The sequence below is a fragment of the Mesorhizobium sp. WSM3879 genome (genome assembly GCF_002294915.1).
Lineage (GTDB): Bacteria > Pseudomonadota > Alphaproteobacteria > Rhizobiales > Rhizobiaceae > Mesorhizobium.
Genome location: NZ_NSFZ01000016.1, coordinates 103,056 through 127,240 on the forward strand (window position 1 = coordinate 103,056; position 24,185 = coordinate 127,240).

Here is a 24,185-nt window from a genome sequence, read left to right on the forward strand (position 1 = left end):
AGAATCTTCTTATCCGGCAGAGTTTTTGCGGGAGTCTTGGAGCCCGCGACAGGAGGCACCGGAACTTGGATGCCACGGGAAAAGTCTGGAAAGCGCTTAGCCGAGCCTGTACAGCCGGCCACGATACGCCGACCCGAGGCGACGCGGATTGCCGGCCTCAGCGTGCACGCATCGCTCGCCGGCGAGATCGGCCTCAGGATCGTGCGCGGCGACTATCCGCCCGGAACTGTCCTGCCCAACGAAGCCAAATGGTCGGAAACCTTCAATGTCAGCCGCTCGGCGGTGCGCGAGGCCATCAAGATGCTGATGGCCAAGAGCCTGCTCGCGTCCCGCCCCAAGATCGGCAGTTGGGTCGAGCCGAGGGAGCGCTGGAACCTGCTCGACCGCGACGTGCTCGCCTGGTACGCGACCTCGCCTGACCGCGAGGTGTTTCTCAGAACGGTGCAGGAGTTCCGCCATATCATCGAGCCTGAGGCGGCCGCCTTCGCGGCGCTGCGGCGCTCCGACGAGCAGATGGTCGAAATCAGCCAAGCGTGCCGCGAAATGGGGGAGGCGGCGCATATCCAGGAGCGCACGCGCGCCGATACGCGGTTCCATCTCGCCATCCTGCGCGCCTCGGGCAATGAGCTGCTGGTGCCGCTAGGCGTACTGATCGAATCGGCGCTCGATCATCTCTTCATCTTCGTCACGCGCGAGCACAGCGACCAGCGGCGGGCCCAGTCCCTGCACGAGGCGATCGAGCGGAACATCCGCCTGCAGCGCCCGGCCGCGGCGAGAAGCGCGGTGCACAGGCTTCTCGCCAATACCGACGAGGTGATCGAGCTCTCGAGACGCTGACAGACTTGGCCGCGGCTTTCAAATCGTCTGCTTTTTGCCGTCCTTCGACGGCATCAGGTCGACGCCGTTGAGCTTGCCGATATGGGTGGCCAGCATCGGCACATACTGCTCGGCCGGCCCCGCCGCGAAGGCGGTCGCGAACGAATTCTTGGTGGCGTTGCCAAGCGGATTGGCGATGCCGGCAGCGCCGGCCATCGATTCCAAATAGGTCAAATCCTTGAAGGCATTGGCGATGGAGAATTTGTGGGCGTCGCGGTCGCCTTCCAGCGTCCAGCGCATGAAGGTCTGGTAGAAGCCGCAATCCATGCGGCCGTTGCGGATCACGCTATCGAAGCGGGGCGGGGAGATGCCGACCTTCTGCGCCAGCGCCAAGGCTTCCGAATAGATCGCCGCGTAGCCGAGCGAGATGAAGTTGTTGAGCAGCTTCATGCGGTGGCCGTCGCCGGTGTCACCGATATGGACGATGCGGCCGGCCCAGGTTTCGATCACCGGCTTCAACCGTGCGAACACCGCGTCGGGCGCGCCGACCATGGCGTCGAGCGTGCCTTCCCAGGCCTCCTTCGGCGTGCGACTGAGCGGCGCGTCGACATAGTCGACGCCGAGCGCCCTGAGTTCGGCTGCCAGCGCGACGGTGGAGACAGGATCGGATGTCGAGCAATCCACGACCACGCAGCCTTGCTTCAGACCTTCCTTCAGCCCGCCGGGACCGCGGATGATCGCCTCGACCTCACGCGAGCCGGTGACGCAGATGAAGACGATGTCGGAGGCCGCTGCCACTTCTTTGGACGTGGCCACTTCCTTTGCGCCGCGGCCGAGCAGGTCATCCGCCGGCTTGCGGTTCTTGCGGCCGAGGAAGGTGAGCGGATAGCCCTTGTCGACGATGTTCTTGGCGATGCCATGCCCCATCAGGCCGAGGCCGATGAAACCGATGTTTTCGCGGGCAGCGGTGGTGGTCATGTCGTTTCGTCCCTGTCTTTCCTGATGGTCGGCGCCGGCGCGACCGGCCGGCGAGCTTTGCTGGAGAAGGTTTTCGCGGATCGCGGTTGGCAGGCCGTTGCTGAATGCCATATTGTCTGACAATACACACAATCCTTGAGAAATGTGGAGAGCAAAATGACGAAGCGGATCATGTTCACCGGCGGCAGCGGCAAGGCCGGCCGCCATGTCGTGCAGTATCTGGTCGAGCATGGCTGCCAGGTGCTCAACATCGACACCAAGCCGCTCGACAACCCGAAGGTGCGCACGCTGATCACCGACATTACCGACAGCGGCCAGGTGTTCAACGCGCTGTCGAGCTATGCCGGGCTGCATGAATTCGATCCATCGCTGCGCGCACAGCCGGTCGACGCCGTGGTGCATTTTGCCGCCATCCCGCGGATCATGATCACCCCGGACAACGAGGTGTTCCGCATCAACGCGATGGGCACCTACAACGTCATCGAAGCGGCGGTGAAACTCGGCATCCGCAAGGTGATCATCGCCTCCAGCGAGACGACCTACGGCCTGGTCTTCGCCAACGAGCCGCGCAACCCGACCCATTTCCCGCTCGACGAGGACTATGACGTCGATCCGATGGACAGCTACGCCCTGTCCAAGATCGTCAACGAGAAGACGGCGCGCGCCTTCGCGCTGCGCAGCGGTTTCGACATCTATGCGCTGCGCATCGGCAACGTCATCGAGCCGCATGAATATGCGCTGTTCCCGAAATGGTTTGCCGATTCCGGTTTCCGCAAGCGCATTGCCTGGAGCTATATCGACGCCCGCGATCTCGGCCAGATCGCCTTGCGCGCCATCGAGAAGGATGGGCTGGGCTATCAGGTGTTCAACGCCGCCAATGACGAGACCTCGTCCGATCTGCCGACGGCCGAGCTCCTGAAGCGTTTCTATCCAGGCGTGCCGGTGAAAGCCGAGCTCGGTGAATTCGAGACGCTGCTGTCCAACCGCAAGGCGCGGGACGTGCTCGGCTTCCGCCCCGAACACAGCTGGCGCAAATACGTCAAAACAGCGTGAGGGCCGACAAACATAGGTTGAGCTGTGCACAGCGCGGCGTCTGGCGGCAAAGCCGGCCTTGCCGCGCTTGACAGCTTCTGAAAACCGGACTTTCTGGGCATATGCGGGACGCAAAGCCGAACAACGAAAAAAGGCCGACGAAAGCGGCATCCGCCGAGCGTATGGCTGGCGTTCGCCGGCCGGACGCGCCGCGCATCCCTGGCGCCAGCGTGCATACCTCGCTGGCCAGCGAAATCGGCCTTCGGATCGTGCGCGGCGACTATCCCCCGGGCACCATCCTGCCCAACGAAGCCAAATGGTCGGAGACTTTCGACGTCAGCCGCTCGGCGGTGCGCGAGGCGATCAAGATGCTGATGGCCAAGAGCCTTCTGGCATCACGTCCGAAGATCGGCAGCTGGGTTGAGCCGAAGGAGCGCTGGAATCTGCTCGACCGCGACGTGCTCTCCTGGTACGCGACGTCGCCGGATCGCGAGGTGTTCCTGAAGACGGTGCAGGAATTCCGCCACATCATCGAGCCCGAGGCGACGGCTTTTGCCGCAATGCGGCGCACCGATGAGCAAATGGCCGAGATCAGCCAGGCCTGCCGCGAGATGGGCGAGGCGACCAATTTGCAGGAGCGGACGCGCGCCGACACCCGCTTCCACCTGGCCATTCTCCGGGCCTCCGGCAACGATCTCCTAGTGCCCCTGGGCGTCCTGATCGAATCCGCCTTCAATCATCTCTTCGCCTATACGACACGCGAGCTGGACGATCTGCAGCACGCCCAGAAACTGCACGAAGCGATCGAGAGGAACATCCGGCTGCAGCGGCCGGATGCGGCGCGCAACGCCGTGCGTAAGCTGCTCGCGAATACCGACGACGTCATCCGCTCGCGCTAAGGCCTACCGATACCCGGGTGAGGCCCGGTCCGACCTCGACAAGTCTTAGTCTTCCTTCTCGCGCCCGAAAGCGACGCGCAACTCGTCCTTGGCCTTTTCCAGAACTCGCTTGCGCTTCTCCGGCAGGTTCCTGCCGGCGCGGTTGATGTAGAAATTCAGCATCGACATCGCGGATCGGAACGGCTCAGCCTTGCGGCGATGGCTGTGCTCAGCCGAGCGCTTCAGCGAGGTGGCGATCCTCTTGGCATCGTCGGATTCGAAAATGTGCTCCTCGAGATCCAGCGCATCGCTGTGCGCGGTCACTTCGGCCGACCATTTTTTCCTGGCGGTCATGGCGAACCTCCTTCCTGGGGCACAACTCCCCTTGGGCACAACGCTCTCTTGGGGCAAAAACTCGGGGCGGCATGGCCGGTTCCCGATTTCTGGAGCCACGGATTTGTCCCTTGTGGCGCTGCTCGGCACCGGGAATGCGCCGATACTTGGGGTGGAAACCGCCCGATCACCAACAAGCGCGGACAGGAAAGGTGTGACGACAACCGTCTCCAGCCGGGCAGATGGCCCCAGCATCGACAGCGCCTATGCATGGGTACGGCTCGGCGTCTCGATGCTTTTGTCGACGATCGGCGGCGCCGGCATGTGGGCGGTGGTCGTCGTTCTGCCCGCCGTGCAGGCCGAATTCGGCGTCGACAGGGCCGCGGCTTCAATGCCTTATACCGCGACCATGGTCGGCTTCGCCGCCGGCAATATGCTGGTCGGACGCGCCATCGACCGCATGGGTTACTGGATCCCGGCGCTCGTCTCTGCGATTGCGCTCGGCGCGGGCTTCCTGCTCGCCTCGCTGACCAGCTCGATCCTTGCGTTCACCCTTGTCCAGGGGCTTCTGATCGGACTCGGCACATCGGCGATCTTCGGCCCGTTGATCGCCGACATCTCGCACTGGTTCAACCGGCGCCGTGGCGTCGCGGTGACCGCGGCCGCATCCGGCAGCTATCTTGCCGGAGCAGTCTGGCCGACGGTGATGCCCTATGTCATGCAAGGCGAAGGCTGGCGGTTCACCTATGCCGCGATCGGCATCTTCTGCCTCGCTACCATGGTGCCGCTGGTGCTGATGCTGCGCCGCGGCGCGCCGCTCGAAGCCACCCATGGCTCGCCGGGAAGCCGGCCGACGCAGCCAATCTCGCTGTCGCCGGCGGCGTTGCAGATGTTGCTGGTGATTGCTGGCTTCGGCTGCTGCATGGCGATGTCGATGCCGCAAGTGCATATCGTCGCCTATTGCATGGATCTCGGCTACGGCGTCGCGCGCGGCGCCGACATGTTGTCGATCATGCTGGCGGCGGGCGTTGTCAGCCGCATTGGCTCAGGTTTCCTCGCCGATCGCATCGGCGCGGTGAAAACTTTGATCATCGGTTCGGCGCTGCAATGCCTGTCACTGCTGTTCTATATTCCCTTCGACGGGCTGGCTTCGCTCTATGTGGTGTCGCTGGTGTTCGGCCTCTCCCAAGGCGGCATCGTTCCCTGCTATGCGATCATCGTGCGCGACTACATGCCGGCCAAGGAAGCCGGCCAGCGCGTCGGCATCGTCCTGATGGCGACGATCTTCGGCATGGCCGTCGGCGGCTGGATGTCGGGCTGGATCTACGATCTAACCGGCTCCTATGCCGCCGCCTTCCTCAACGGCATCGCCTGGAACCTGGTCAATCTCGCGGCGATTTTGCTGCTTATGTGGAAGGCGAGGCGAGGCGCGGAAGCGCCAGCCTGATTTCCGCCGGCAACCCTGGCCATTGCAAGCTTGTCTACCGGCGCAAAGGGAGGGGTCAGGTGGATAGTCGTCTGTGCTCTTTCGCATGACGTCGCGTCCGAATACTGGGTGCAGCAGACTATTTACTTGGAAAGGCTTTCGGCGGAATATCGCGAAAGTGGGAGGAAGCACTCGGAAAATCTCCTGAATAAATGCGCTCGAACGGCTTCCGCCCGTTGAATGCAAGGGAGGATAATCATGAGACGTACTTTCCCGCTCGCGGCATCCGCCGCGGCGTTGTTGCTCGGCGTGCCCTCCGCCTTCGCGCAGTCCGGCGGCGTCGAGAAAGCAGTCGGCGGCTACAGCTTCGAGGAAGCCGCAAAGGAAGCCCCCACCACCAAGGATTTCCATTCGGCCGATGGCCATCTCACCTTCGCCATCGTCACACATACGGCCGGCAACGGCTTCTTCGATCCAGTCTATGTCGGCGCAACCGCCGCCGGCAATCTGATCGGCGCCAAGATACTGCTGCTCGGCTCGGAATCTCCGACCGACGACCCGGCCCGCGAGATCGAAATCCTGAATCAGATCGTGCAGGATCCGACGATCGACGGGCTGATCATGACAACGCCCCAGGTCGGCGCCTATAATGACATCGTCAAGGCTGCCGCGGCCAAGGGCATACCGGTAGCAACGACCAATTCCTTCGACGGCACGATCCTCGACCGCAGCGGCATCAGCCACACCGGTCAGGACGCCTCCGCCGCGGCGATCGCCGGCGAGGCACTCGTCAAGTGCCTGGCGGACAAGGGTATCGAGAAGGGTTCGATCGTTCTGCCGTCATCGACCGCGATGGGCAACATCGAGGTGAACAATCGCGTCACCTCGGCCTTCAACGCGATCGTCAAAGGCCTGAGGGACGCCGGCAAGCTCGAGGCCTTCAAGGTCGACGCAGGTCCCGAGAACACCGGCATCGACACCAATCCGAACGATCCGGTGAACGGCATCGTGACGCTGTTCGAGTCGCGAGGTGACGTTGTCGGCGCCTTCGCCGGCAACAACGTGTTCACGCCTGCGCTGGCCAAGGCCGTCGCCCAAACCGGAAAGACCGGCAAGATCTGCGCCTATGGGTTCGACCTCGGTCCGGCGCAGCAGGATGCGTTGAAGAGCGGCGACCTGACCGGCGCGCTCGGGCAGCAGCCCTTCCTGCAGGGCTTCTATCCGGTCATGCAACTCTATCTGCAGATCGATCGCGGCATCGCGGCCGCCAATCTCGACACGCGCGCCCAACTCGTGACGCAAGAGACCGTTGGAAAGGTCGGCAAGCGTTTCGAGAACTGAATGTCAAAGCGACACTGAACCCGGCGCGGGAGGGCTGGTATCTTCCCGCGCATTTTGGCCTTCGGAACCCTTTATCAAAGAATGCCCGCTGAAGCTCTCGTTCGTCGCCTTCCACCCCAGCTCGTCGGCGGCTGGGAAATGGGATTGCTTGCCCTGCTGGCGCTGATCTATCTCGGCGGCGCTGCCGTCAATCCGACGTTTTTCGGCTCGCCGGAGGCGTTCCATGCACTGCTTCGCGATACCTCGCGGGTCGCCATCATCGCCGTCGGAATGACCTTCGTCATCATCAACAAGGACCTCGACCTTTCGGTCGGTTCCATCTACGGCCTGGTGGCCGTCGTTTTTGCGAGGCTGTTCGCGCCAAGCTTCGCCGATCTCGGCATCGTCATGTCGGTGACCGTCTGCGTCCTTCTTGGGATGTTGATCGGCCTCGTCAATGGCGTGCTCGTTACCATCCTAAAAGTGCCGGCGTTCATCGCCACCTTGACCACGCTTCTGATCGGCCGCGGCTTCGTCCTCGCCTTGACGCACGGTCAGGCGATCTACTATCCAGGAAAAGCGAAGGAGGCCCCGCTCTTCTTCCATCTCGGCGAGACGAACGTCTTCGGCTTCAACAACCAGATCGCAATCTTCGCGATCGTTGCCGTGATCGGCGCCTACGTGCTCGCCAACACTCGCTGGGGCTACGAAACCTTTGCGACGGGCGGCAACGAGCAGGCAGCAGTCTATGCTGGCATACCGACGAACTGGGTGCGCATCCGTGCCTATCTGCTCTCGTCGCTCTGCGCCGCCGTTGCCGGCCTCCTGTCGGCCGCTCAGGACAAGGGGGTGACCCCGCTTTACGGCGTCAGCGGCGAACTGACCGTCATCGCCGCGGTGATCATCGGCGGCGCTTCCATTCTAGGCGGTCGCGGCCGCGTCGCCGGATCCTGCCTCGGCGCCATGCTGGTCGTTCTGCTCGACAAGGTGCTGCGCGAGGGTTTGCCGATCACGCGCACCATCAAGATCGGCGAGGAGGAGGTGACGGTCAACGCCGTCTACTCCCTGCCAGTGGGCGCGGTTCCGGTCTTCCTCGGACTGCTGCTTGTCATCGCCGTGCTGATCGAACCCTATCTCATCCGCCGGCAGGTCGCGGCGCGCCTCTGGGCATGGCTGCGCGGCAGGCCGCCGCCGCCGGCCTTCGAGATCGGCGGCGTCGCACTCGAGGGCGTGGTGACCAAGGGTGCGATGGCGACCGACATCGCATTGTCGGCGACCGGGTTCGGCAAGTTCCTCGCCCGGCGCGATGCCCTCGCCGTCATCCTGACAGTGGTGCTGTGGCTCACGGGTCTTTTCCTCAGGCCGGATTACTGGTGGAACCTGTCCAACACTTTCGCGATCTTGCTCAACTATACGGAACTGGCGCTGATCACGGTCGGGCTTACCTACGTCATCGCGGCCGGCGATATCGACCTCTCCGTCGGAGCCGTCCTGGCGCTCGCCGGCAGCGCGGCGGCCTATTTCCTGAAGGTCCTGGGTACCGACCCCGTCACCGCTATCGCGATGGGCCTGCTTGCGGGAATGCTTGCCGGCCTCGTCAACGCCGTCGTCGCCGTTGGCTTGAAACTGCCGGCCTTCATCGCAACGCTTGGCATGTTCTACATCGCCCGCGGCCTCGCGGCCTGGTTCGTCGCCGGGCAGCAGCTTACCGGCTGGCCGGAGGGCTACAATTTGCTCGGCCGCAAGGTGAATGACATCCTCCTTCACTTCAGCATCGTGCTTCCGGATGGCATCCTCAGAACACTGGCCGAGGTGGTCAGCGTGCAGACCATCTGGATGATCTTCGTCGCCGTGATTGCCGGCGTCGTGCTCGCCTACACGCCGTTCGGGCAAAAGGTCTATGCAACCGGCGGCAACATCCGCGCCGCCGCCTATGCCGGCATCAACACCAACCGGGCGCGCTTCATCTCGCTCATGCTGGCGGCGTTCTGCGCGACGATGGCCGGGATCATCAACGTCGCCTATTTCCGAAGCTTCAACCCCGTTGCAGGCCAGTTCCGCGAACTCGACGCCATCGCGTCGGTGATCATCGGCGGCGGGTCGATCTTCGGCGGCTACGGCACCATGCTGGGTTCTCTGGCCGGTGCAGCCGTGATCACACTGGTTAGGGCGCTCCTGCAGCTCAATGTCCAGGGCTTCAGCATGCCGCAGCATTGGATCAATGTCTTCATCGGCGTCATCCTCATTGTCGCGGTGCTGATCGACATCTGGGTGCGCCAGGCCAATATCTTCGGTCGCCTGCGAGCCCGCCTCGCGCGAGGCGCACGAACCCGGGAAACCATTCATGCCTGATGCTGCGTTGCCTCAACCGATCGTGGAAATGCGAGGCATCGAAAAAGCCTTCGGTGCCGTTCAGGCGCTTCGGAAAGTCGATCTGGTGCTCTATCCCGGAGAGATCCTTGGACTGGTCGGCGACAACTCGGCCGGCAAGTCGACGCTCATGAAGATCCTGACCGGCGCCTATCAGCGCGACGCCGGCGAAATCCTCGTCGCCGGTCAACCGGTGCATTTCAAGAGTCCGCATGAGAGCCGCGACGCGGGCATCGAGATGATCTACCAGGATTTCGCTCTTTGCGGAAACATGGATGTCGGCCAGAACATCTTTCTCGGCCGCTGGCCGCGCAAAGGCCCTTTCGTCAATCGCCGCAAGATGTACGCGGAAGCCGATAGCGTGCTGAAGCGGCTCAAGGTGGACGTGAACTCCGTTTTCCAGAAGGTCGAGAGCCTGTCGGGCGGTCGCCAGCAATCCGTGGCGATCGCCCGCGCGATTTCGTTCGAGCCACGCGTCGTGATCCTCGACGAACCGACCGCCAATCTCTCGGTGATGGCGACCGCGCGGCTCCTCGAGACCATGCTGGAACTGAAAAGACAGGGTGTTGCCCAGATCATCATCTCGCATCGGCTGGTCGACATTTTCGCCGTAGGCGACCGTGTCATGGTACTCAAGCGCGGCGAGAATGTCGGCGACCGTCATGTCAGGAACACCGACGAGCACGAGGTCCTTGAGATCATCGTCTCCGGCACGCGGGAGCAGGCGCTTACGGCCGATCAGGCGAGGGCGGTCTGACGACCGAGGCATTGACCTGGGGGGTTTATCGCCTCTGCCGGGGGTCGGCTGAACCAATATTCGTCGGCTTGACAACGGCCATGGCCTGCGCGACCCAACCGGAATGGGACGGGCTGCGAAACATGGTTGCTGTGGCTAAACTGTTGATCGTCAACTCGCCGCTGCGCTCCTTTCGTGCAAAAAGGACAAGGCGGTGACAAGGCCGCGCTCGCGGCGCGGCGGCGGCCGCCCGACCATCGCCGATGTGGCGCGCAAGGCGGGCGTCGGCGCCATCACCGTGTCGCGTGCGCTGCGCGAGCCTGGGCGGGTCTCGGAAGATCTGCGCCGGCAGATACAGGTCGCCGTCGACGAGCTCGGCTACATCCCGGACCCCAATGCGCGCGCATTGGCCTCGGCGCGCGCGGAGGTCTTCGGCGTGCTGGTGCCGTCGCTCACCAACAATGTCTTTGCCGAAGTGGTGCGCGGCATCTATGACAGTCTTTCGGACAGCCCTTTCCGCATCCAGATGGGCAATACCCACTATTCGGGCCTGGAAGAGGAGCGGCTGCTGCAGCTGTTCGCCTCGCAGCGCCCGGCGGCGCTTATCGTCGCCGGCATCGACCAGACGCCGCAGTCGCGAAAGTTGCTGGAGACGGCCGGCTGCCCGGTGGTGCAAGTGATGGAAACCGGACACGATCCGGTCGATATGCTGGTCGGCTTCTCGCATTTCGACGGTGGTCGCGCTGCCACCGAGCACCTGATCGAGGCAGGTTATCGGCGCATCGGTTTCATCGGCGCGCGCATGGACCCGCGCTCGCAGCGGCGCCTTGCCGGCTATCGCGCGGCCATGGAGTCGGCCGGCCTGTTCGATCCCCGCCTGGTCACCACCACGCCGCTACTGTCCAGCGTGACGCTCGGCCGCGAGCTTTTGCGCGATGCTCTGGCCAAGATGCCGTCGCTCGACGGCGTCTTCTGCAACAATGACGATATCGCGCTGGGAGTCTTGTTCGAATGTCGCCGCGCCGCCATCGCGGTACCGAAGGCCATCGGCATCGTGGGCTTCAACGACCTCGACATGATGCAGGCGGCGTTCCCGTCGGTCACCAGCGTTCGCACGCATCGTTATGAAATCGGACGGCAGGCAGTGGCGATGGCGCTGGCGGCGATTGCGGGCCGGAGGCCCCAGCAGAGGGTTGTCGATCTCGGTTTCGAGCTCATTCGCCGCGAGAGCACCGCACGTTGAAACACGCAAAGACGACTGTGCAAATGCCGGTTTACTACCTTGCATGGTAGCGCTACCATCTTCTGCGTCGAGCAATAAGATGGCAGACGCGAGGCGCTGTTTATTATACATAAGCAAACAGTCCGTGCTTGTTTATTATGTATAATATGATAGTTTGCTGAATTGCCCTCAGGCGAGGCAAGAGGAGGCAGCGGGCGGCAAAGGTCGGCCGGCAGGCGATTGGATGCGGCAGGAGGTGCCGGCCAAAACGCCAGGACTTAATCAACAAGCAGAACTGCAACTGGGAGGAATACTGATGATCAAGTCACTTGTTGGCGGTGTGGTTGCCGCCACTGCATTTGTCATGCTGAGCTCGTCGGCGATCGCCGATCCGGAAATTGTCAAAGGGCCCTCGGCCGAGCCCGACTGCTTCGCGCCCTGGGCGGCCGACACACAATTCTTCAAATATCCGAAGAAGGAAGGGCCCTATCGTATCGCGCTCGCGAACGGCTATATCGCCAATACCTGGCGCATCCAGATGATCCAGACGGCCAAAGCCTATGCCGCGCAGCCGGACGTCGCCAAGAAGCTGAAGGAATTCAAGGTGGTATCGACCGGCGAGGATGTGCCGGCGCAGATCTCGGCGATCAATAACTTCATCGACTCCGGCTTCGACGCGATCGTCGTCAACGCCCAGAACCCGACCGCGTTCGGGCCCGTGATCAAGCGCGCCAAGGAAGCCGGTGTCATCCTGGTTGCCTTCGACAACATCCTCGACACCAAGGACGCCATCAACGTCAATGTCGACCAGAAGGGGCTCGGCGAATTGTGGGGCAAATGGCTGGTCTCGCACGTTCCGAACGGCGGCAAAGTGCTTGAGGTGCGCGGTGTCGCGGGTACCTCCGTCGATACCGACCGGCACAATGGCATTCACGAGGTTCTCAACGCGTCGGGCAAGAAATGGGATGTCACCGAAGTCGTCGGCAAGTGGGACGACGGCGTGGCGCAGAAAGCCACGGCCGACGCGATCGCCACCAGCGGACCGTTCGACGGCATCACAGGGCAAGGCGGCGATACCGGCATCGTGCAGGCGATGATCGACGCCAAGCATCCGTTCGTGCCGTTCGGCGGCGAGACGGAAAACGGCTTCCGCAAATTCTGCGCGGCGCATGCGGCGGACGGGCTGAAATGTTCGTCGGCCGGTACCGGCCCGGCGCAGGTTGCCGTTGCCATCAAGACGGCGATTGCCGCGCTCGAAGGCAATGTCGTGCCGCAGTCGGTCAAGCTGCCTTTGGCCATCGTCGAGGATCCGAACTTCAAGGCAGGGCAGGACTACTTCCCCGATCAGTCCGACAATTTCTTCGTCGGCAATTCCTTCCCGACCTGCGGCATCAATTTCACCGCGCAGGAAATCATGGGCCAGACCAAGGAAAACAAATAGTCTGACGGACCGGCGTCGCGGAAGCCGCGGCGCCGGCCGCTTGATGCCAATCACGAACTGGCCTGGGGAGGGCTGATGAACGGCGCGGCTCCGCTCTTCCGCATGGAAGGCATATCCAAGCGCTATGGCGGCGTGCGCGCCCTGGAAAAGGCCGATCTCACCGTCACGGCCGGCAGCATCCACGCCATTCTCGGTGAGAACGGCGCCGGCAAATCGACTTTGATCAAGGTCATGGCCGGTGTCGTCGCGCCGGATGAAGGTACCATGACCCTGGACGGCCGCGAGGTGACATTTGCTTCGCCCGCCGCGGCAAACCAGGCCGGCATCGTCTGCATCTTCCAGGAGCTGTCGCTCATTCCGGAGCTGAGCGTCGCCGACAACATCGTCATATCGGACCCGCCGAAACGCTTCGGCATGATCGACCGCAAGGCGCAACGGCGCCTCGCGGAACAGGCGCTTGCCCGCGCGGGTGCCTCCGATATTCACCCCCTGGCGCTGATCAAGGACCTGCCGCTCTCGCGCCGACAGATGGTCGAGATCGCCAAGGCGTTGGCCAGGAAGCCGCGCATCCTGATCCTCGACGAAGCGACGTCGGCGCTGACCGCCGCCGATGTCGCGAAGGTCTTCGAGGTGCTGAAGCGGTTGCGCCAGGAAGGGCTGGCGCTGCTTTACATCTCCCACCGAATGAACGAGATCTCCGAGCTTGCCGACCAGTGCACGGTGTTTCGCAATGGCCGCAATGTCGCCAGCTATCCGGCCGGGTCGAAGAGCGACAACGAAGTCGTGGAACTGATGATCGGCCGGGAATACAGCCACATCTTTCCGCCGAAGCCGACCGGGCCCCAGACGGTTGCAGCTCCTGTGCTGGAGGCGCGCAACCTGTCCTGGAGCGATAGGCTGGACAATATCTCGCTCTCGGTTGCGGCCGGCGAGGTCGTAGGATTGGGCGGGCTCGACGGCCAGGGTCAGCGTGAGCTGCTGCTGGCGTTCTTCGGCGTTCTGCGAGGTCTTTCCGGGCAGATCCTGGTCGACGGCAAGCCGGTTTCGATTGCCAGCCCGGCAGCCGCCAGCGATGACCGTATCGGCATGGCGCTGATCCCGGAAGACCGCAAGACGGAAGGGCTGATGCTGCCGATGACGGTGCGCGAGAACCTTTCCTTCGCAGCACTAGACAGGCTGTCCAAGGCCAGCGTCATCGACCGTGCCGCCGAGCAGCGGCTGATCGATGACACGGTTGAATTGCTGGCCATCAAGACGGCGGGGCTCGATATCCCTGTCGGGGCGCTGTCCGGCGGCAACCAGCAGAAGGTGGTGATCGCCAAATGGCTGATGCGGCAGCCGCGCATCATTCTGCTCAACGATCCGACGCGCGGCATCGATGTCGGCACCAAGCAGGAGCTCTATCAGCTGATGCGTAAGCTCGCCGACGCCGGCGCCGCGATATTGTTTTATTCGACCGACTATGACGAGCTGATCGGCTGCTGCGACCGCGTGCTCGTGCTTTATGACGGCGCCATCAAGCGCGAGCTGGTTGGCGCCGATATCACCGAGCACGCGCTGATCGCCAGCGCGCTGAATATCCACGGCGGCAGCGAGCGGGCAGAGCAAGGAGAGGGCGCGTGAAGGATTGGCGCTATTGGCTGGCCGAGCAGCGCGGGACGCTGCTGGCGTTCGCCATCTTCATCGTCATGTTCGCGATCTACAGCGGCAATCATCCAGCCGGCTTCACGGCCAATGTCGTGCAGACAGCGGCGAACAAGGGCGTTCTGCTTGCCTTCGTGGCGATGGCGCAAACGCTGGTTGTGATCACCGCCGGCATCGATCTCTCGGTCGGCATGATCTTCACGCTGACCAATTGCATGGCTTCCTGGCTCGTCATCGGCACGGGTCTCGAGACGGCGTTCGGATTGGTGGCTGTGCTTGGCACCGGGCTCGTCTGCGGGGCAATCAACGGCGCCATCGTGATCTACGGGCGCCTGCAGCCGATCGTCGCTACGATAGCCACGGGCGCCGTCTATTTCGGTCTCGCGCTGCTTTTGCGACCGGTTCCCGGCGGATCGGTCAACGAGGACGTCGCCGATTTCCTGACAGGGCGCTTCTTCGGCGTCGTGCCGGCAAGCCTGATGGCGCTGTTCGTCGTCGTGCTTGTCGTGTGGGTGCCGTTCCGCCGCTCCGAGCTCGGCCGCGCCGCTTACGCTGCGGGCTCGTCCGAAACGGCAGCCTATATGTCGGGTGTGCCGATCCGCAGGGGCAAGTTCCTTGCCTATACGCTGGCCGGACTGCTTGCCGCGATTGGCGGCCTGTTCCTCACCTTCTTTACCTATACGGGCGAGGCTGCCTATGCGAGCGGCAATGCCTACACGTTGTTCTCGATTGCGGCAGTTGTGCTCGGCGGCGTCTCGCTGTTCGGGGGCAAAGGCAGCGCTATTGGCGCGATCTTCGGAGCGCTCGCCTTCCGCACCATCGGCGACCTGCTGTTCGTCTTCGATTTCGACCCGCTCTGGCAGCCGCTGTTCCAGGGCATCATCCTGTTGATCGCGGTCAGCCTCGGCGCCTTCGCGCTGTTTCGGGTGCGCAACCGGCTGGAGTGGTTCCTGTGAGCGAAACGACGCTTGGCGGCATCGCCAGCCGCATGCCGAAATTCATCCGCCGCGCCGATCCGGCGGTGGCGACCGCCTTTGCCTGCATCGTTATCCTGCTTCTGCTAGGTAGCCTCTATTCGCGCAGTTTTCTCTCGCCGGAATATCTCCTGCAGCAGCTGAAGGTCGCGTCATTCCTCGGCGTGATCGCCACCGGCATGATGCTGGTAATCCTGCTCGGCCAGATCGACCTTTCCGTGCCGTGGTCGGTGGCGACCGGCGCGATGATGGCCTGTGCCGCTGCAGCCTACGGTCCGGTCGGCGTCGCGCTCGCAATCCCGTTCGGCGTCCTGTGCGGGGTCGCGATCGGCATCGTCAACGGCGTCGGCGTGGCTTATTTGCGCATTCCCTCGATGATCATCACTCTAGCCACCAACGCCGTCGCGCAAGGGCTGATGGTGGTCTATACGGGCGGGTTCTCGCCGCAGGATTCGGCGACAGCGGCGATGCGCTACCTTGCGACCGGCTTTACCATTCCGGGGGTGCCGAACGCGGTGATCATCTGGGCGCTGATAGGGGCGGCAATGGTTTTCGTGCTGACCCGCACCTCCTTCGGCCGCGTCGTTTACGGCATCGGTAATCGTGAGCGCGCCGCCTATCTTTCCGGAATCGACACGCGCCGCGTGGTGCTGATTGCCTTTGCCGTCTCCGGCGGGCTCTCGGCCTTCGGGGGCGTCCTGCTCGCGGGCTACGCATCGAAGGCGGCGCAGTCGATGGGCGACGCCTATCTGTTGCCGTCGATCGCCGCCGTGGTGCTGGGCGGCACTTCGATCCTCGGCGGCCGCGGCTCATATCTTGGCACCGTCGCCGGCGTGATCCTGATCACGCTGCTGCAATCGATCCTGTCGGTCATGCAGATGCCGGAGGCGGGGCGGCAGATCATTTACGGCGTCGTGATCGTGGCCATGCTTTTGCTCTATGGCCGTGCGCCGGCAAGCCGCTGACTGTGGATGAAGGATCGTAAGGTCACAGCCGTCGGAGGTTTCCATTGAACGACATCCGGTCAGCGCCGGCCATAGTCGTGATGGGGGTCGCCGGCTGCGGCAAGACGGTGATGGGCGAAGCGCTGGCCGAGGCGCTGGGCGCGGTCTTCATCGAGGGCGACCGGTTGCATCCGCCGAAAAACGTGGCGCGCATGGCGCACGGCGAGCCGCTGACGGATGCGTTGCGCGAGGGTTGGCTCGATGCCATCGGCGAGCGCATCGCAGCCTCGGTCGGCGAGGGACACAAGCCGGTGGCGGCCTGTTCGGCGCTGAAGCGCAGCTACCGGAACCGGCTGCTCAGCTTTTGCCCGGGCATCGTCTTCCTCTATCTGAAGATCGATCGCGAGACTGCCCGGCGACGGGTGTCGGGGCGCAAAGGCCATTTCATGCCGGCGAGTCTGGTCGACAGCCAGTTCGCGACCCTGGAAGAACCGGAGCCGGACGAACCGGCGGTGACGGCGGATGGCGCGCGGAGCGTCGCCGCCATCCTTAAGCAAGCACTGAGCTCAAGCCCCTCGAGCTGAACAGGTTCAGGCGACGCACTTTTCAGTCTTCGTTCTGATGCATGTCGTTGACCCAAAACCGCTGCGCGTCTGGGGGAAATGCATTATGCGGCGTCGGCGCCGATCGCGGCTTGATCCTGCTGTCCGGTGAGCCGGTTGGCGCTGGACCAGGCCATCATCTGCTCGGGATGCAGTTTGACCGCTTCCAGCAGCCGGTCGCGCTTGAGCAGGATATAGGCCGCTTGCAGAACGAGGTTCTTTGCCGCCACGTCCTTTGCCGGCCGGGATGCAGGCTGGACAGCGTTGGGCTTCAGTTCGGGACTGACGATCGCCCGGTACTCGCGAAAGGGCACTGTCTCCAGGGTCGACATGCCAAACAGCGCAGCGCCGGCGCGCGCCGCAAAATTCGCCGGCGCCGAGGCGAGGTGGGTCCAGCCACGCTCGCCCATGGCGCTCTCGGTGAAGGTAGATCCCGCGTGGATGGTGTTGGTCATCAGCACGACTCCGTTCTCCTTCAGCGCCTTCTGGATGCGCGCCGTAACCTGGTAGGCTTCGGCGCGCTCAAAGACGATGCGGCTCTTCAGAAACCGGTTTTCGACCTCGACCAGCGGCTTGTTGATCACATGCAGGCCGAATTTGCTTTCCGAAAAGCCGTGGAAGTTGACGCTCACCTGGTGCGCTTCGATGCCGGCTTCGAAGAGGGCGCGCTTGCCCATGATGGTCTGGGCGACGAACTGATCGCACCAGACGATGGCGCCGCGGCCGCGCTGCAAGGCCTCGCGCAAGCCGTCGATGCCTTCCAGCCGGATCGCCGGCGACCAGCGCCTGCCAGGCGCCAGATGAGCGGCAAGCATCAGACGGCGGCGATGCGCGGCGGCGAGATGTCCCCTGAAAAGGCTTCGCGTGTCGGCATCATCGCCAAGCACCGCTTTGATCGCCATGTCATACCGCGCGAAATCCTTGCGAAAATGACGCTTGCGTCGAAGCGTCGAAACCCAATCGCAGATCGGCGCCCACCAGGCCACCGGCAGCACCGCCGCCACCCCGAGATAGAACATGGATAGCAGGCTTTCGCGCAGATCCTTGTTGGAGACGCTGCGCAACTTGCCGGGGCGGAGGAGCTTGCGGCTGAAGAAGCGGACGGTCTCGCCGCGCTCCGGCACTGCAACGTCGGCGATGATCTCGGTATGATAGATGCTGGTGGATGACGGTTGCCGGTTGGCCCTGCGGGACTTGCCAAGCCGAGGCAGCCTCATGCGTCAGATACCCCCAAACCTTGATCCATCCGTCAGCCGATTTACAGCGTCTGTCGCGGACAGACAACCAACGGCGAGGCGGCGCGGCTGAGCGATCAGATCTGCGACGTGAGTTCGACCGGGAAATCGTCGTTGTCGGCGTCGCGCATGGCGGCGAGGCTGCGGTTGTCGAGCACCTCGGCGATCGCCTGGCGCACTTCCAGCATCATGTGACGGACCTGGCACGTCGCCTCGTCGCAGTCCTCGCAGCGCTGATATTGCGTGCGGCTGGCGCAAGGGATCGGCGCCAACGGCCCGTCGAGCACGCGCACCACATGGCCGATCTTGATCTCGGAAGCGGGCCTGGCGAGGCGATAGCCGCCTTCCTTGCCCTTGCGGCTCTGGACGAAGCCGGCATTGCGCAATTCGCCCAGGATGGCGTCCAGGAACTTCTTCGGGATGTTGTTTGCGACCGCTATGTCGTTGACGAATGCAAGCTGGCCAGCCGGCAGGCCGGAAAGATGCACGAGGGCCTTGAGGCCGTATTTGCCTTTTTTGGTCAGCATGCCCGATTCAGTTTATCAAACCCCAATCGCCTGCATCTGGCGGTTGTTTGTGTGCAAATCATGACAGTTTGGCCGCGCTACGCGGTTTGGCACAACAATTCGTCGACACAGGTTAGGCACAAACGCGTTGATTCTTCGTAATGTTTTTCACATTGGCCGCGTTGATTTCGCCGGCAAAGTGATGCCGGCTCCAGATTGAAAAAAGCCGGCGATGCCGACGGCGATGACGGCTTTCCACTTCTTTTGATTGTAAGCGCTACCGGCTGCCATAGGCCTGATCGAGCAAGCCGCCTGCCGCGAAATGCTCTTTCTGCACCCTGTCCCAGCCGCCGAAGACCTCGTCTACCGTCAACAGGCGCACGTCGGGAAACTCGGCCTTGTATTTGGCGGCCACTGCTGCGTCGCGAGCCCGCAGGCCGTTGCGGGCGGCAATGTCCTGGCCCTCGGGCGAATAGAGGAATTCGACATAGGTCTTGGCGAGATCGCGGCTGCCGTGCTCGTCGGCGATCTTATCGACGATCGCCACCGGGAATTCGGCCAGCAGGCTGACTGAAGGCGTGACCTGCTCGAACTTGTCGTCGCCATATTCCCTGCGGATGCCGCGCGTTTCGGATTCGAAGGTGATCAGCACGTCGCCGATCTCGCGCTGCACGAAGGTGGTGGTGGCGGCGCGGCCGCCGGTGTCGAAGATCGGCACGTTGGCAAACAGCTTGGCGATGAACTCCTTCACCTTGGCGTCGTCGCCCTTGAAGGCCTCCTTGGCGTAAGCGGTGGCAGCAAGATAGGTATAGCGCGCATTGCCTGATGTCTTCGGGTTGGGGAAGATCACCTGCACGTCGTCACGCACCAGATCGTTCCAGTCCTTGATGTGCTTGGGATTGCCAGCACGAACAAGGAAGGACGGCAGCGAATAGAAAGGCGATGCGTTGTCTGGGAAATCCTTCTGCCAGTCCGCGGAGATCAGACCCCTCTTGACCAGGAAATCGACGTCGGTGACCTGGTTGAAGGTGACGACGTCAGCTGCCAAACCTTCCGCGATGGCACGAGCCTGCGCCGAGGTTCCGGCGTGGGACTGATCGACGGTCACGCCGGGATGCTGAGCGATGAAAGCCTTGTTGATGTCGGCAAACAATTCGCGGCCGACGTCGTAGGAGGCATTGAGCAGCTTGTCGGCCGACCAGGCTTGGGAGGACGCGAGGACGACGAAGCCGGCAAGCGTGGCAATACCCAGCAATAAGCGCTTCATGAAAACGGTCCTCCTCCAGACAATCAGAACTATGGTGTGACCATAAAAAGGAAAGCCTGGCTGCGCGAGGCACGCGGTCCGGGGGACGCACGAGCAGCGGGAAAATCTCCCGCCCGAACAGCCGCTTGGTAGGATTTTCTTCCAACCTGATTCATCGGGGCCACTGCCGCGCGCCCGGAAGCGGCAGGCGGCAAACAGGTCAGGAGGCCGGGAAAAGCTTCCAGCGCCTCGGCCTGAAAGCCACCCGGCTCTTCTGTGCCGCCGGATGATCGACCGGCAGCTCGATCTCGACGCGCTGACGCTCGCCGCCGATCTCGAGCTCGACCCGCCTTGTGCCGGCGACGCGGCGGCTTGCGGCGACCGTCCCGGCAATGCAGCCGCTGCAGCCGTCGAGCAGCTCGACATCGTGCGGACGAAAGTAGAGCAGGGCCTCCCCGGACGGCGCATGCGGCGCCTGCAGGCCGACCGGTCGGTCGGCGAGCCAGATCTCGCCATTGTCGACCTTGACCGGCAGCGAGCTCGATTCGCCGATGAAGCTGTAGACGAAAGGCGAGTTCGGCGTGTCGTAGATCTCGTCGGCCGAGCCGACCTGCTCGATGCGACCTTGGCTCATGACGACAACGCGGTCGGCGAGTTCGAGCGCCTCCTCCTGGTCGTGGGTAACGAAGACGGTGGTGTGGCCGGTGGCGTCGTGGATTTCGCGCAGCCAGCGGCGCAGCTCGCGGCGCACCTGCGCGTCAAGCGCGCCGAACGGCTCGTCGAGCAAAAGCACCTTGGGCTCGATGGCCATGGCGCGGGCGAGCGCGACGCGCTGGCGCTGGCCGCCGGAAAGCTGTGCCGGATAGCGCTTTTCCAGCCCCGACAGCTGGACGAGGTCGAGGAGTTCCGAGGCACGGCGGCGGATCTCCTGCGCCGAGGGACGCGCGGCGCCATGCCGGACCTTGAGGCCGAAGCCGATATTGTCGGCAACCGTCATGTGGCGGAACAGAGCGTAATGCTGGAACACGAAGCCGACATTGCGCTCCTGGATCGACTTCTGCGAGGCATCCTCTTCGCCGAAGAAGATGGCGCCCTTGGTGGGCCGCTCCAGGCCGGCGATCAGGCGGAGGAGCGTCGTCTTGCCGGAACCGGATGGCCCGAGCAGCGCGATAAGCTCGCCCGACCTGATGTCGAGCGAAACGTCGTGGAGCGCCGGAAACCGCTCGAACTCCTTGCGCACGTTGACAACGCGAACTTCCATACAGATCCCTCAATCAGCTGATGCATGCTATGCGGTTTCGGGCGGCATGCATCTAATGTCCGCGCGTCGCGGCAATCTCGGCGCCGTACCGCATCTCCAGAAGTGTTTTCAAGACCAGCGTCACCAACGCCAGGCCGGCGAGCAGCGAAGCGACCGCGAAGGCCCCGACGGCGTTATACTCATTGTAGAGAATTTCCACATGCAGCGGCATGGTGTTGGTGAGGCCGCGAATATGACCCGAGACCACAGACACGGCGCCGAACTCGCCCATGGCGCGCGCGTTGCAGAGAAGCACGCCGTAGAGCAGGCCCCATTTGACGTTGGGCAGCGTCACATACCAGAAGGCCTGCCAGCCGTTGGCGCCGAGTGACAGGGCCGCCTCCTCGTCGCCATTGCCCTGTTCCTGCATCAGCGGGATCAGCTCGCGGGCGACGAAGGGGAAGGTGACGAAGATGGTTGCGAGCACAATGCCTGGCACGGCGAACAGGATGACGATGCCATGCGCCTTCAGCCACGCGCCGAGCAGGCCTTGCGCCCCGAAGAGGAGCACATAAACCAGGCCGGAAATGACGGGCGACACCGAGAACGGCAGGTCGATGAGGGTGGTCAGAAAGGCCTTGCCCTTGAATTCGAACTTGGCGATCGCCCAGGCAGCCGAGATGCCGAAAATGAGGTTGAGCGGCACCGAGATCGCCGCCACCAGCAGCGTCAGGCGGATCGCCGAGCGCGTGTCGGGGCTGGCAAGCGCCTCCGTGTAGGCGCCGATGCCTTTGCTAAGCGCCTCGTGGAAGACAACGATCAGCGGCAGAAGCAGGAAGACGGCGAGGAAGGCGAAGGCTATTCCCATCGCCACCCAGCGCACCGGCCGGCTTTCGGTCACCGCGGCCGACTGGCTTTCGTGATGCGGTTCGTAGGATTTGATCTCGGGATCAGCCATAGCGCTTGCGGCTCCATGTCTGGACGAGGTTGACGACCAAAAGCATCACGAAGGACAGCGCCAGCATGATCGCGGCGATCGCGGTCGCCGCCTCGTAATTGTATTCCTCGAGCCGGATGACGATGAGGAGCGGCGCGATCTCCGACTTGAAGGGCAGGTTGCCGGCGATGAAGATGACCGAGCCGTATTCGCCGACACCGCGCGCGAAGGCGAGCGAGAAGCCGGTGACGATGGCCGGCGCCAGTCCCGGGAAGAGCACGCGGGTGATGGTCTGGAAGCGGTTGGCGCCAAGCGTGGCGGCAGCTTCCTCGACCTCCCTGTCGAGCTCCTCCATGATTGGCTGGACGGTGCGCACCACGAACGGCAGGCCGATGAACACCAAGGCGATGACGATGCCGAGCGGGGTGTAGGCGACCTTTATGCCGAGCGGCATCAGAAGCTGGCCGATCCAGCCATTCGGCGCATAGAGCGTGGTGAGCGCGATACCGGCGACTGCGGTGGGCAAGGCGAAGGGCAGGTCGACCATCGCATCGGCGATGCGTCGGCCCGGGAAGCGGTAGCGGACCAGCACCCAGGCGACGATGGTGCCGAAGACGACGTTGACCGCGGCGGCCAGGAAGGCGGTGCCGAAGCTGATCTTCAGCGCATTGAGAGTGCGCCGGTCGACGGCGATCGCCCAGAAGTCGGTCCAGCCGAGCGCGGCCGAACGCCAGACCAGCCCCGAAAGCGGAATGAGGATGATGAGCGTGAGGTAGGCAAGCGAGAAGCCGAGCGTCAATCCGAAGCCCGGAATGACACTCGGCTGTCTGAACCGCCACCCCGCCTTGGCGGGTGCTGTGTTCATGCTGTTCTGGATCGTCCCTTCTTACTCAGACCAGAGTGCCCTTCGCCTCGGCTCGGGCACTCGTACAATAGACCCAATCAGGTTTCATCCGGCCTATGGCCGCCATGCTTCATTGGGCGGGCTTGTAAATCTGGTCGAATATACCACCATCGCCGAAATGATAAGGCTGCGCCTTCTTCCAACCGCCGAATTGCGGATCGTCGATAGTGACAAGCTTGATTGCCGGTAGCTTGGCGAGATCCTCGGCAGGCACCAGGTCGGGCTTGGCCGGACGATAGTGGTTCTTGGCGATGATGGTCTGAGCTTCCTTCGAATAGAGCCAGCTCAGATAAGCCTCGGCGACCTTGCGGGTGCCCTTGGCGTCGACATTGCCGTCGACGACGGCGACCGGCGGCTCGGCCAGGATCGAGGTCGGCGGGTAGACGATGTCGAAATTGTCGGCGCCGAATTCATCGAGCGCGAGATAGGCTTCGTTCTCCCAGGCGATCAGCACGTCGCCCAGCCCCTTCTGCGCAAAGGTCACCGTCGAGCCGCGGGCACCGGTATCGAGGACCGGGACATTCGCATAGAGCTTGCCGACGAACTCCTTGGTCTTGGCTTCGTCATTGCCGTCATTGGCATTGGCATAGGCCCAGGCGGCGAGGTAGTTCCAGCGCGCGCCGCCCGAGGTCTTCGGGTTCGGCGTAATTACCTGGACGCCGTCCTTCACCAGATCGTTCCAGTCATGGATGCCCTTGGGATTGCCCTTGCGCACCAGGAAGATGATGGTCGAGGTGTAGGGGGCCGAGTTGTTCTCGAACTTCGTGCGCCAGTCCGGATTGATCTTCTTCGTCTTCGCGGCGATGGCGTTGATGTCGCCCTCGAGCGCGAGCGTCACGACATCGGCGTCGAGACCGTCGATGACGGCTCGCGCCTGGGCGCCGGATCCGCCATGCGACTGTTGGATGGTAACGGTTTCCCCGGTCTCCGCCTTCCAGTGCGCGGCGAAGGCCTCGTCATAGGCTTTGTAGAGCTCACGGGTCGGGTCGTAGGACACATTGAGAATGGTCGTATCGGCAAACGCGAAACCGAGGGTGCCGAACTGGACAGATGTGGCGACCAGCGCGCCGAGCAGTTTCCCGAAATGAGGGTTGGTCATTTCCGCCTCCGTTGAACGGCCCGAACTCTAGCGAATTTATAGAAATTAGATGCACTGAATGTTGCCTTTTTCATCTCCTTGCAGCAATTTTTCGCCGAGAGGCGGCCAGTCGAGGAAATATCTTCCTCACTTGCCAGCAGCGTGGTTCCTCGTCAGCGGGAACCGGCTGCGATCCGGGCAAGTCCTGTGCCCTAGTCGGCGGTCACCGGAAAATCGAAGCGCTGCTTGGGAACGGCTCGTCGGCAAGGGTGAAATGCCACCATTCGCGCGCATAGTTGCGGAAGCCGGCGGCGCGCATGGCC

General features: G+C 63.2%; 23 protein-coding genes. 13 read left to right on the forward strand and 10 right to left on the reverse strand.

Annotated elements, in window-relative coordinates; translation table 11 throughout:
• Positions 1-69: 69 nt before the first annotated feature.
• Positions 70-837, forward strand: a complete 768-nt coding sequence (locus CK218_RS26815; RefSeq protein WP_095829445.1) for a FadR/GntR family transcriptional regulator — start codon at positions 70-72, stop codon at positions 835-837.
• Positions 838-855: 18 nt separating this feature from the next.
• On the opposite strand, the gene CK218_RS26820 is transcribed toward CK218_RS26815, so the two are convergent.
• Positions 856-1,794 (reverse strand): NAD(P)-dependent oxidoreductase, encoded by a 939-nt coding sequence (locus CK218_RS26820; protein WP_095784042.1) that lies wholly within the window; start codon positions 1,792-1,794, stop codon positions 856-858.
• A 156-nt stretch (positions 1,795-1,950) separates the two neighbouring features.
• Between CK218_RS26820 and CK218_RS26825 the strand changes: the two genes are divergently transcribed.
• Together CK218_RS26825 and CK218_RS26830 are read left to right on the forward strand one after the other, a co-directional pair.
• Positions 1,951-2,847 carry an NAD(P)-dependent oxidoreductase gene (locus CK218_RS26825; RefSeq protein WP_095829466.1) on the forward strand — a complete coding sequence of 299 codons (897 nt, stop codon included), beginning with the start codon at positions 1,951-1,953 and terminating at the stop codon, positions 2,845-2,847.
• A 101-nt stretch (positions 2,848-2,948) separates the two neighbouring features.
• Complete coding sequence (locus CK218_RS26830; protein WP_095779401.1) at positions 2,949-3,725, forward strand: FadR/GntR family transcriptional regulator; 777 nt, start codon at positions 2,949-2,951, stop codon at positions 3,723-3,725.
• 45 nt (positions 3,726-3,770) lie between these two features.
• On the opposite strand, the gene CK218_RS26835 is transcribed toward CK218_RS26830, so the two are convergent.
• Positions 3,771-4,058, reverse strand: a complete 288-nt coding sequence (locus CK218_RS26835) for a DUF3175 domain-containing protein (RefSeq protein ID WP_066992279.1) — start codon at positions 4,056-4,058, stop codon at positions 3,771-3,773.
• Positions 4,059-4,251: 193 nt separating this feature from the next.
• Here CK218_RS26835 and CK218_RS26840 point away from each other — a divergent pair, with 193 nt between their 5' ends.
• The 10 genes from CK218_RS26840 (at position 4,252) to CK218_RS26885 (ending at position 16,698) form a co-directional block, all read left to right on the forward strand.
• Positions 4,252-5,484: an MFS transporter gene (locus tag CK218_RS26840; protein ID WP_245435201.1), complete on the forward strand. Its 1,233-nt coding sequence runs from the start codon at positions 4,252-4,254 to the stop codon at positions 5,482-5,484.
• A 237-nt stretch (positions 5,485-5,721) separates the two neighbouring features.
• Entirely contained in the window at positions 5,722-6,804 is a 1,083-nt protein-coding gene (locus tag CK218_RS26845) for a substrate-binding domain-containing protein (protein WP_095829447.1), read from the forward strand.
• A gap of 81 nt (positions 6,805-6,885) precedes the next feature.
• Positions 6,886-9,135, forward strand: a complete 2,250-nt coding sequence (locus tag CK218_RS26850; RefSeq protein ID WP_095829448.1) for an ABC transporter permease — start codon at positions 6,886-6,888, stop codon at positions 9,133-9,135.
• Positions 9,128-9,910 (forward strand): ATP-binding cassette domain-containing protein, encoded by a 783-nt coding sequence (locus CK218_RS26855; RefSeq protein WP_095829449.1) that lies wholly within the window; start codon positions 9,128-9,130, stop codon positions 9,908-9,910. The genes CK218_RS26850 and CK218_RS26855 overlap by 8 nt, the downstream gene beginning before the upstream one ends.
• Before the next feature lie 193 nt (positions 9,911-10,103).
• Positions 10,104-11,132: a LacI family DNA-binding transcriptional regulator gene (locus tag CK218_RS26860; protein WP_067328901.1), complete on the forward strand. Its 1,029-nt coding sequence runs from the start codon at positions 10,104-10,106 to the stop codon at positions 11,130-11,132.
• Positions 11,133-11,427: 295 nt separating this feature from the next.
• Positions 11,428-12,552 carry a sugar ABC transporter substrate-binding protein gene (locus CK218_RS26865; protein ID WP_066990529.1) on the forward strand — a complete coding sequence of 375 codons (1,125 nt, stop codon included), beginning with the start codon at positions 11,428-11,430 and terminating at the stop codon, positions 12,550-12,552.
• 75 nt (positions 12,553-12,627) lie between these two features.
• Positions 12,628-14,175 carry a sugar ABC transporter ATP-binding protein gene (locus tag CK218_RS26870; RefSeq protein ID WP_095829450.1) on the forward strand — a complete coding sequence of 516 codons (1,548 nt, stop codon included), beginning with the start codon at positions 12,628-12,630 and terminating at the stop codon, positions 14,173-14,175.
• Entirely contained in the window at positions 14,172-15,152 is a 981-nt protein-coding gene (locus tag CK218_RS26875) for an ABC transporter permease (RefSeq protein ID WP_066990536.1), read from the forward strand. The genes CK218_RS26870 and CK218_RS26875 overlap by 4 nt, the downstream gene beginning before the upstream one ends.
• Positions 15,149-16,135 carry an ABC transporter permease gene (locus CK218_RS26880; protein ID WP_095802329.1) on the forward strand — a complete coding sequence of 329 codons (987 nt, stop codon included), beginning with the start codon at positions 15,149-15,151 and terminating at the stop codon, positions 16,133-16,135. The genes CK218_RS26875 and CK218_RS26880 overlap by 4 nt, the downstream gene beginning before the upstream one ends.
• 80 nt (positions 16,136-16,215) lie before the next feature.
• Positions 16,216-16,698, forward strand: a complete 483-nt coding sequence (locus CK218_RS26885) for a gluconokinase (RefSeq protein ID WP_095829451.1) — start codon at positions 16,216-16,218, stop codon at positions 16,696-16,698.
• 83 nt (positions 16,699-16,781) lie between these two features.
• Here the strand turns inward: CK218_RS26885 and CK218_RS26890 are convergent, their stop codons facing one another.
• From CK218_RS26890 to CK218_RS31510, 8 genes are all read right to left on the reverse strand, one after another.
• Positions 16,782-17,933, reverse strand: coding sequence for a hypothetical protein (locus CK218_RS26890; protein ID WP_095829452.1), 1,152 nt, complete (start codon positions 17,931-17,933; stop codon positions 16,782-16,784).
• A gap of 95 nt (positions 17,934-18,028) precedes the next feature.
• A complete protein-coding gene (locus CK218_RS26895) occupies positions 18,029-18,478 on the reverse strand; it encodes an Rrf2 family transcriptional regulator (RefSeq protein ID WP_013530871.1) in 450 nt (149 codons plus the stop codon).
• 256 nt (positions 18,479-18,734) lie between these two features.
• Positions 18,735-19,724: a sulfate ABC transporter substrate-binding protein gene (locus CK218_RS26900; protein WP_095829453.1), complete on the reverse strand. Its 990-nt coding sequence runs from the start codon at positions 19,722-19,724 to the stop codon at positions 18,735-18,737.
• Positions 19,725-19,923: 199 nt separating this feature from the next.
• On the reverse strand, positions 19,924-20,964 hold the full coding sequence (locus CK218_RS26905) for a sulfate/molybdate ABC transporter ATP-binding protein (protein WP_066990546.1): 1,041 nt from the start codon (positions 20,962-20,964) through the stop codon (positions 19,924-19,926).
• Positions 20,965-21,016: 52 nt separating this feature from the next.
• A complete protein-coding gene (gene cysW, locus CK218_RS26910; RefSeq protein WP_067328919.1) occupies positions 21,017-21,901 on the reverse strand; it encodes a sulfate ABC transporter permease subunit CysW in 885 nt (294 codons plus the stop codon).
• Positions 21,894-22,745 (reverse strand): sulfate ABC transporter permease subunit CysT, encoded by an 852-nt coding sequence (cysT, locus tag CK218_RS26915; RefSeq protein WP_066990552.1) that lies wholly within the window; start codon positions 22,743-22,745, stop codon positions 21,894-21,896. Before cysT ends, cysW begins: the two co-directional genes overlap by 8 nt.
• 109 nt (positions 22,746-22,854) lie before the next feature.
• A complete protein-coding gene (locus CK218_RS26920) occupies positions 22,855-23,883 on the reverse strand; it encodes a sulfate ABC transporter substrate-binding protein (protein WP_066990553.1) in 1,029 nt (342 codons plus the stop codon).
• A gap of 202 nt (positions 23,884-24,085) precedes the next feature.
• Complete coding sequence (locus CK218_RS31510) at positions 24,086-24,181, reverse strand: M15 family metallopeptidase (protein WP_348628740.1); 96 nt, start codon at positions 24,179-24,181, stop codon at positions 24,086-24,088.
• Between the last annotated feature and the right edge of the window lie 4 nt (positions 24,182-24,185).